Source organism: Pedococcus sp., assembly GCF_036554925.1.
In the GTDB taxonomy this organism is placed as follows: Bacteria; Actinomycetota; Actinomycetes; order Actinomycetales; family Dermatophilaceae; genus Pedococcus_A.
The window spans coordinates 1-7,620 of the sequence record NZ_DATBMI010000129.1; the positions used below are offsets into that span (position 1 = coordinate 1).

General features: G+C 72.1%; 7 protein-coding genes. 3 read left to right on the forward strand and 4 right to left on the reverse strand.

The window, feature by feature from the left end; genetic code table 11:
• Nucleotides 1–9: 9 nt before the first annotated feature.
• Nucleotides 10–1,446, reverse strand: a complete 1,437-nt coding sequence (locus VIB11_RS10925; RefSeq protein WP_332031155.1) for a YihY/virulence factor BrkB family protein — start codon at nt 1,444–1,446, stop codon at nt 10–12.
• Between the two features lie 100 nt (nt 1,447–1,546).
• On the opposite strand from VIB11_RS10925, the gene VIB11_RS10930 reads away from it, so the two are divergent.
• On the forward strand, nt 1,547–3,193 hold the full coding sequence (locus VIB11_RS10930; RefSeq protein ID WP_332031157.1) for an acyl-CoA dehydrogenase family protein: 1,647 nt from the start codon (nt 1,547–1,549) through the stop codon (nt 3,191–3,193).
• A 1-nt stretch (nt 3,194) separates the two neighbouring features.
• Here the strand turns inward: VIB11_RS10930 and VIB11_RS10935 are convergent, their stop codons facing one another.
• Nucleotides 3,195–4,127, reverse strand: a complete 933-nt coding sequence (locus VIB11_RS10935) for a hypothetical protein (protein WP_332031159.1) — start codon at nt 4,125–4,127, stop codon at nt 3,195–3,197.
• Between the two features lie 241 nt (nt 4,128–4,368).
• Between VIB11_RS10935 and VIB11_RS10940 the strand changes: the two genes are divergently transcribed.
• Together VIB11_RS10940 and VIB11_RS10945 are read left to right on the forward strand one after the other, a co-directional pair.
• Entirely contained in the window at nt 4,369–5,064 is a 696-nt protein-coding gene (locus VIB11_RS10940) for a metallophosphoesterase family protein (protein WP_332031161.1), read from the forward strand.
• The gene (locus VIB11_RS10945) at nt 5,057–5,911 is read left to right on the forward strand and encodes a chromosome partitioning protein ParB (protein ID WP_332031163.1); all 855 of its coding nucleotides are present in this window, start codon (nt 5,057–5,059) and stop codon (nt 5,909–5,911) included. Before VIB11_RS10940 ends, VIB11_RS10945 begins: the two co-directional genes overlap by 8 nt.
• A gap of 60 nt (nt 5,912–5,971) precedes the next feature.
• On the opposite strand, the gene VIB11_RS10950 is transcribed toward VIB11_RS10945, so the two are convergent.
• Together VIB11_RS10950 and VIB11_RS10955 are read right to left on the reverse strand one after the other, a co-directional pair.
• On the reverse strand, nt 5,972–7,213 hold the full coding sequence (locus VIB11_RS10950; RefSeq protein ID WP_332031165.1) for a sn-glycerol-3-phosphate ABC transporter ATP-binding protein UgpC: 1,242 nt from the start codon (nt 7,211–7,213) through the stop codon (nt 5,972–5,974).
• 40 nt (nt 7,214–7,253) lie between these two features.
• A partial coding sequence (locus VIB11_RS10955; protein WP_332031167.1) for a carbohydrate ABC transporter permease occupies nt 7,254–7,620 on the reverse strand: 367 nt, incomplete at its 5' end.

Here is a 7,620-nt window from a genome sequence, read left to right on the forward strand (position 1 = left end):
ACAGCGTTGTCATTCCGCGCTGTGCGTGCGGACAGACATTAACCGATCTTCGTCGCCATCCACAAACTGAGCACGCCGCCGCCGTCTCAGGCGCCGTCGAGGCCTCTCACCGACCCCACCCGGCGCACCTTCGGCACCGTCCCGAGCGCCGTCCTGAGCACCGTCCTGAGCGCCGTCCTGAGCACCGTCCTGAGCACCGTCCTGGGCACCGGCCCGAGCACCGGCCCGAGCCTCTTGCTGCCCGGGCGCGGTGGTCGCACCATCGCCGGAGAGGAGTGCCGGGCTCGGGGCCTGCGAGCCCTGCCCGTGGGCCTCATGGCCCTTCCGCCCGCGTCGCGCCCGTGGCGGGTGCTCGGGCGCAGGTGTCAGCGGTCGCGACGCCGCGGCAGCCACCCCCGCGACCCCCGCAGGCGCGCCATCCGCTCCCCCGCTCCCAGTGGCACCGGGCCCTTCCGCTGCCGACGCAGCGGCGGCACCAGGAGCCCCCTCCAGCTCGCCCGTGCCACGGCGCGCCGCCAGCCGCTGCTTCAGCCACGACACGGCCTTCGCCCGCGCACTGGGACGCTCCTCGACCGGCCACAGGAGCCGGACGGCGGCGTTGAGTGCAGCACCGATGAGGATGGCGATGGCGAGGAAGTACAGCCAGATGAGCAGGACGATGGGCGCGCTGAGCGGCCCGTAGATCGACGTGCTGTCCAGCGAGGCCTGGATGGTCCCCCGCAGCACGAACGACGCCAGGGACCACAGCGCCAGCGTCAGCGCCGCGCCGGGAACGTCCCGCAGCCACGGGGTCCGCATGGGGGTGGAGATGTGGAACAGCGTCGCGATGCTGGCCACCGTCACGATCGTCACCGTCGGCCAGTACAACCACGCCAGGAACTCGAGCTCCTGCGGCAGGAGGTCACGCAGCCACGTCGGGCCGATGACGACGAGCGGGATCACGATCACGCCCACCAGCAGCGCGAGGAAGTACAGCGTCAGCGAGAGCGCCCGGGTGCGCACGATCCCCCGGACCCCGGACTGCCCGTACATGATCGAGATCGTGTCGACGAAGACGTTGAGGGCGCGCGAGCCCGACCAGATCGACAGCAGGAAGCCCACCGAGATCAGGTCGAACCGGCCCGTCTCCAGGACATCCTGGACGGTCGGGAGCAGCGTGTCCGCGATCAGGTCCTCGGTGAGGAACTCCTCGGCCCATGTCTGGACGCCGTCGAGGATCTGGTTCACGGTCTCCTGACCGAGCCACTGCCCGAGGTAGCCCACGCCGCCGAACAGCCCCAGCAGCAGCGGCGGCAGCGACAGCAGCATGAAGAAGCCGGCCTCCGAGGCCAGCCCCGTCACGCGGTACCGCAGGCACACGCGGATCGTCTCGACCGTCAGGCGCGCGAGGGCCAGCGCCCCCGGAACCCGGGCCAGCTCGCGCCGCACCCGCGCCTTCACACTCACCCCGCCACGGTAACGCGCCGGGTCTCGACCGGCTCGGATGTGACCCGTGTCAAACCGTCCGCGCCCCGCGGACCTCCCCGGGCGCACCTACGCTGCCGGGGTGAGCACCCACGACGTCACGAACCAGGTCCCCGCCCTCAGTGGACACAGCCTCCTCGCGACCGACCCCGCCCTCGAGGAGGGGCTGCGCCGCTGGTCCAGCCCCGCGGCATACGAGGACATCGCCGCCCTCGGCGAGCTCGCCGGGCGGCCCGAGGCCCAGCGCGCCGGGGAGCTGGCCAACGTGCACACCCCCGTCCTGCGCACCCACTCCCCCACGGGCGAGCGCCTCGACGAGGTCGAGTTCCACCCCTCGTGGCACCAGCTCATGGACACCGCCGTCGCGCACGGCCTCACCGCCGCTGCGTGGGCCGAGCCTCAGGGCACCGGCGCGCACGTGCGCCGAGCGGCCGGGTTCATCGTGTGGTCCCAGGTCGAGGCCGGTCACCTGTGCCCCGTCTCCATGACGTATGCCGCCGTCCCGGCTCTGCGCCACAACCCCACCCTCGCCGCCGCCTGGGTCCCGAAGCTCGCGTCCCGCGAGTACGACCCGGGGCTCCGGCCGCTCGCGGGCAAGCGCGGCGCCGTCGCAGGCATGGGGATGACCGAGAAGCAGGGCGGCTCCGACGTCCGCGCGAACACGACCGTGGCCAGCGCGGCCGAGGGCGGGCCGGTGGGCGGCGGCGACACCTACCGGCTCACCGGCCACAAGTGGTTCATGTCCGCTCCGATGAGCGACGCCTTCCTCGTGCTCGCCCAGACCGCCGCCGGACCCACCTGCCTCCTGGTGCCCCGTGTCCTCGACGACGGCAGCCGCAACCCCCTGGCCCTGCAGCGTCTCAAGGACAAGCTCGGGAACCGCTCCAACGCCTCCTCCGAGGTCGAGTTCGACGGCACGTGGGGTGTGCGCGTCGGCGACGAGGGCCGCGGCGTCCGGACCATCATCGACATGGTCGCCTCCACCCGCCTCGACTGCGTCCTGGGCTCGGCGGCCACCATGCGCCAGGCCCTCGCCCGCGCCGTCCACCACACGCGGCACCGCTCCGCGTTCGGCGCCCTCCTCGTCGACCAGCCGCTGATGCGCAACGTTCTCGTCGACCTCGCACTGGAGTCCGAGGCAGCGACCACCCTGGCCCTGCGCCTCGCCCACGCGGTCGACGAGGGCGACTCCGACTTCTCCCGCCTGGCCGTCGCGGTCAGCAAGTACTGGGTGTGCAAGCGCACCGCCCCGATGGTCGCGGAGGCGCTGGAGTGCCTGGGCGGCAACGGCTACGTGGAGGAGAACGGCCTCGCCCGGCTCTACCGCGAGGCCCCGCTCAACTCGATCTGGGAGGGCTCGGGCAACGTCAACGCCCTCGACGTGCTGCGCGCCGTCGCGCGCGAGCCGGGGTCGGTGGAGGCGTTCGCCCGCGAGGTGAAGCGGGGGGCCGGGCACAGCGCCGCCCTCGACCACGCCATCGCCGGGGTCGCCGACGTGGGCCGGTATGCCGCGGAGCCCGGCGCCGCGGCGGGCGCGCGTCGCGTCGTGGAGCGGCTCGCCGTGACCCTCCAGGCGTCACTCCTCGCCCAGCACGCCCCCGCCGAGGTGGCGGACGCGTTCATCGCCAGCCGGATCGAGGGCGGCCACGGCCACACCTTCGGCACGCTCGAGCCGCCCCTGGTCGCCGCGGTGTCGGCCCGGGTGCTCGACCGCGCGTTCCCCGTCTGACCTACCCGGCGGACGACGGGGACGGAGTGGGACGCGGCGGCGGCAGCGCCCGACGGACGGCACGCACGATCCTCGTCGGTGGGGGCGACCACGGTCTCCGGTCACGTGGATCCCACGCATAGAGCGGGGTGCCGTGGCTCACGAGGTCGCTGACCTCCGGGATCCGCAGCTCGTCGGCCGACCAGCGGTACAGCTCGGTCAGGCGTGGCGCGATCACGCCCACGTCGAGGAGCCGACCCAGGGCGTGCTCGTCGGCGATGTAGTCGTCGAGCTCCCCCGCCACGGGGTACCGGTTCGGCAGCACCCGCGACACCGAGAGGAACATGCCGGTCAGGTCCAGGCGCGGGTCGCCGAGCCACCGAGCGACCGGCGCGAGCCAGCCCAGCGCGAGCCGGGGCGCGGAGACGAGCGCGTGGGCGTACAGCACCCGGACCAGGACGAGGTTGATGAAGAAGCGCTCGACCCGGTTCTCGCGCTCGGCGAGGTCGCGGTGGTCGAGGTAGGCCCTGACGATCGTGACGTTGTGGGCCAGGTACCAGGTGCGGGGCGACGGGTGGCGCGCGAAACGGACGGACGCCTCGACGCTGGGCGACGACGCCGGACCAGGGTGCCCGAGGAGGCACAGCCGCGCCTCGCAGGTGTCGCGCAGCAGGCGTTCGTTCACCGCCCTCCACCACGGGCTGCCCGGGCGCTCGTCGTCGAGCGGGTTGAGCAGGCCACGTCGCAGCTGCCAGCCCATGAACGCCAGCGCCGCGCGCGGATACGGCAGGTGCAGGGGGTCCCCACCCGGAGCCGGGGCGTACGACGACTCCAGCAGCTCCCTCCGGCCCCGAGGGCGGTCGCGGACCGCGGCGACGCGCTGAGCGGCGACGGTCGCGGCCGGCACGCGACCCGCAGAGCTCTCCGGGCCCTGCCCGGTCATCGCGAACGCCATGCCGCCCGCCTCCGTCCGTCTGCGATGACCCGGGCCCGACCGTACCCACCGCGAGTCTCCCCCCACCGGACGCGGGAGGTACAGCCCCGGTGTGGCGGCGCCCGACCTCTGTCACAGGAGTCATCGACTCGGCGCCGACGGCGCGAGGTCGTCGTCAGGCATGCCCGGCGGGGCCTTCACCGGCTGGGACGGCGGCCACGGGGGTTAGGCCCCACCGCGCCACCGGCGGTAGCCTGCCGGGATGGTCCGAATCCTGGCCATCGCCGACGAGGTCGTCGAGTCCCTGTGGGACCCGATGGCCCGCCGCATCGCCCCCGACCTCGTCATCGCGGCGGGGGACCTGCCGTGGGACTACCTCGAGTTCCTGCAGTCGTGCCTCGACGTGCCACTGGTGTTCGTCCCCGGCAACCACGACCCGGAGTGCACCCCCGAGGACCCGCACCGCTCGGGGCTGTTCTTCCGAGCCGGTCTGCCGACCGCTGACCCGCGACCCCTGGGCGGCATCAACGCCGACGGCCACGTCGTCGACGTGGCCGGCCTGCGCATCGCCGGTCTCGGGGGCTGCGTGCGCTACCGACCCGGCCCGCACCAGTACACCCAGCGCGAGCACGCCCGGCGCGGGCGGCGGCTGCTTCGCCGGGTCCGCCGGCTGCAGCGACGCTCCCCCGGCCCGGTCGACGTGCTCGTCACGCATGCGCCGCCGCGCGGGCTCGGGGACGACCCGGACCGGCCGCACGAGGGCATCGAGGCCCTGCACGGCGTCCTGGAGGAGCTGCAGCCCCGGCTTCACCTGCACGGGCACATCCACCCGCACGGCCGCACGATGGAGGACCGCATGGTGGGCTCCAGCACCGTCCGCAACGTCATCCCCTACCGGGTCATCGACCTGGCACCTGCAAGCAGGCAGTCCGCTGAGGCAGGGGCACGCGGTGCGTGACACCGGCTTCCCGCGGGCCGACGCCGAGGCCGACTTCCTCAAGGCGCGACGGCGCCAGGTCCTCGCCCAGATGGCCTCCCGGCTGAAGGGGCAGGACTCCACACGCCGCGGGTCGCTCTCCTTCGACGAGGTCGTGGGCGCTCTCGGCAGGCGCGAGGAACAGTCCCTGGGGCTCCAGGTGATCAACATCAAGGACATCGTCGGGTCGGTCGACAAGGTCCGAGACTTCGACCCGCGGTTCCGCCCGACCTCAGGGCGCAGCCGGGAGCGCTGGGAGCGGCTCGCCGAGGCGGTGCGCCGGGGCCAGTCCTTCCCGCCGATCGACGTGTACCAGGTCGGCGACATGTACTTCATCCGCGACGGCCACCACCGGGTGTCGGTCTTCCGGGAGCTCGGCTTCCCGACCATCGAGGCCGACGTCACGCGGGTCCGCACGCTGCTCACCCCTGACAAGATCACGTCCCGGCAGGACCTGAGCCGCAAGGAGTTCCGCCGGCTCATGATCGAGCGCATCCCGCTCTCCGCCGTGGCCCGCAAGAGCATCCGGCTGAGCCGCGGTGAGGACTACCCGCGGCTGGCGGAGATGGTGGAGGCGTGGGCGGCGCGCCGGGCCTGGGCCGGTGACGAGCACCTCGGCCGCGAAGCGGCAGTGCAGCGCTGGTACGACGAGGAGTTCGTGCCGGTCTCCGGGATGATCGAGGACGCCGGCCTGCGACGGCCCGACGAGACCGCCGCCGACGCCTACCTGCGCGTCGCCTGCGACCGCTACTACCTCGCCCGCGAACACGTGTGGAACGCCGAGGTCATGGAGCGGCTTCGCAGGGGATCACGGTCGGGCAAGCGCTGAGCACTGAGGGCCCGCGGCATCGCCGCGGGCCCTCAGCAAGCAGAGCGCTGGATCGCGCCCTCAGGCCTCGCCCTCGTCGCGCTGGCCGCTCGACATCGCCGGGGAGGGCGGCTCGGCCGGGCTGTCGTCGTCCGAGGGCTTGGCGACCAGGTTCATCCCCGACTTGGCGTCGAAGACCTGCATCTTGCTGGTGTCGTACCAGAGCGTGACCTCCTGCCCCTCCCGGACCCGGGAGGCGGCGTCGAGCCGGGACGTCACCGCGATGCCGTCACCGTGCAGGTCGTAACCGGTGTCCGCCGCGAGGTCCTCGAGGTCCTTCGAGTGCGCCTCCTCAGCCCGCAGGGTGAAGTACGCGAACACGTCCGAACCCATGGACTCGACGAGGTCGATGGTGGTGGTGAAGGTGCCGCCCGGCTTGTCCTTGACGATGGACGCGTCCTCGAAGTGCTCGGGGCGGATCCCGAGGATGACGTCACCGCCACCGCCGGCGGACTGGATGGCCTTGAGCGCACGCTCCGGCAGCTTCGCCTCGCCGAGCGGGCTCACGACGGAGTCGCCCTTGATCTTGCCGGGAAGGAAGTTCATCGACGGGCTCCCGATGAAGCCGGCCACGAAGAGGTTCACGGGGTGGTCGTAGAGCTCCTGCGGGGAGCCGACCTGCTGGATGAGTCCACCCCGCATGACCACGACCCGGTCGCCGAGCGTCATGGCCTCGGTCTGGTCGTGCGTGACGTAGATGGTCGTGGTCCCCAGGGCCTTCTGGATCCGCGAGACCTGGGTGCGCATCTGCACGCGCAGCTTGGCGTCGAGGTTCGACAGCGGCTCGTCCATGAGGAAGGCCTTGGGAGACCGCACGATCGCGCGCCCCATCGCCACGCGCTGGCGCTGGCCGCCGGAGAGGTTGGCCGGCCGCCGGTCGAGGTGCTGGGTCAGCTCCAGCATCTCGGCGGCCTCCTTGACCTTCTTGTCGATCGTCGCCTTGTCCACGCCGGCGAGCTTGAGGGGGAAGCCCATGTTCTCGCCGACCGTCATGTGCGGGTAGAGCGCGTAGGACTGGAACACCATGGCGATGTCGCGGTCCTTGGGCGCCTTGTCGTTGACGACCTGCCCGTCGATCAGCAGACGGCCCTCGGTGATGTCCTCGAGTCCGGCGACCATGTTCAGGGTCGTGGACTTCCCGCAGCCGGACGGGCCCACCAGGATGATGAACTCCCCATCGGCGATGGTGAGGTTGAAGTTGTCCACGGCAAGCGCGCCGTCGGGGTAGCGCTTCACCACGTTTTCCAGGACGATCTCGGCCATCTCTGCTCCTTCAGTCTCAGGCTTGAACGGGTTCGGGCGCTTAGCCCTTGACAGCGCCGGAGGTCAGGCCGGCGACGATGCGCCGCTGGAAGAGCAGCACGAAGATGACGATGGGGACGGTGATGACCACGGCCGCGGCGGCGATCGGCCCGACGGGCTTCTCGAAGGTCGTGGCACCGGTGAAGTACGACATGGCTGCGGGAACCGTTCGCGACGCGGACGTGGAGGTCAGCGAGATCGCGAACAGGAAGTCGTTCCAGCAGGCGATGAAGACGAGGATCGCGGTGGTGAACACCCCGGGCATCGCCAGCGGCGTGATCACCTGGCGGAACGCCTGGAACGGCGTGGCGCCGTCCATCTTGGCCGCCTTCTCGAGCTCCCAGGGGATCTCACGGAAGAACGCGGAC